Source organism: Morganella sp. HSTU-ASny43 (assembly GCF_022819185.1).
In the GTDB taxonomy this organism is placed as follows: Bacteria; Pseudomonadota; Gammaproteobacteria; order Enterobacterales; family Enterobacteriaceae; genus Morganella; species Morganella morganii.
The window spans coordinates 1-930 of sequence record NZ_WSPG01000077.1 but is presented as its reverse complement, the minus strand read 5'-3'; the positions used below and the strand labels follow the sequence as shown (position 1 = coordinate 930).

Genomic DNA, 930 nt, shown 5'->3' with positions numbered 1-930 from the left:
CGGAGCCATCCTTGAAATACCACCCTTTAACGTTTGATGTTCTAACCCGGGTCCATAATCTGGATCGGGGACCGTGTCTGGTGGGTAGTTTGACTGGGGCGGTCTCCTCCCAAAGAGTAACGGAGGAGCACGAAGGTTGGCTAAGCATGGTCGGACATCATGCGGTTAGTGCAAAGGCATAAGCCAGCTTGACTGCGAGAGTGACGGCTCGAGCAGGTACGAAAGTAGGTCTTAGTGATCCGGTGGTTCTGAATGGAAGGGCCATCGCTCAACGGATAAAAGGTACTCCGGGGATAACAGGCTGATACCGCCCAAGAGTTCATATCGACGGCGGTGTTTGGCACCTCGATGTCGGCTCATCACATCCTGGGGCTGAAGTAGGTCCCAAGGGTATGGCTGTTCGCCATTTAAAGTGGTACGCGAGCTGGGTTTAGAACGTCGTGAGACAGTTCGGTCCCTATCTGCCGTGGGCGCTGGAAGATTGAGAGGGGTTGCTCCTAGTACGAGAGGACCGGAGTGAACGCACCACTGGTGTACGGGTTGTGATGCCAATTGCATTGCCCGGTAGCTAAGTGCGGAAGAGATAACCGCTGAAAGCATCTAAGCGGGAAACTTGCCTCGAGATGAGTCTTCCCTGACCCTTTAAGGGTCCTGAAGGAACGTTTGAGACTAAGACGTTGATAGGCTGGGTGTGTAAGCGCAGCGATGCGTTGAGCTGACCAGTACTAATGAACCGGGAGGCTTAACCTGACAACACCGAAGGTGTTTTGAGTTGAGAGACGATTAGAGAGATTTTTCAGCACAGTGAAGAGGCAGAAGTCATTCACTGTGAAAGCTTGTTTTGGATTGAAATGAATTTGCCTGGCGGCCGTAGCGCGGTGGTCCCACCTGACCCCATGCCGAACTCAGAAGTGAAACGCCGTAGCGCCG

The 930-nt window shown here is 53.2% G+C and carries 2 rRNA genes; both read left to right on the top strand.

The window, feature by feature from the left end:
- Window positions 1-750 (top strand): 23S ribosomal RNA (locus GN208_RS17815); the annotation flags it as partial.
- Window positions 751-860: 110 nt separating this feature from the next.
- A 5S ribosomal RNA gene (gene rrf / locus GN208_RS17810) occupies window positions 861-930 on the top strand; the annotation flags it as partial.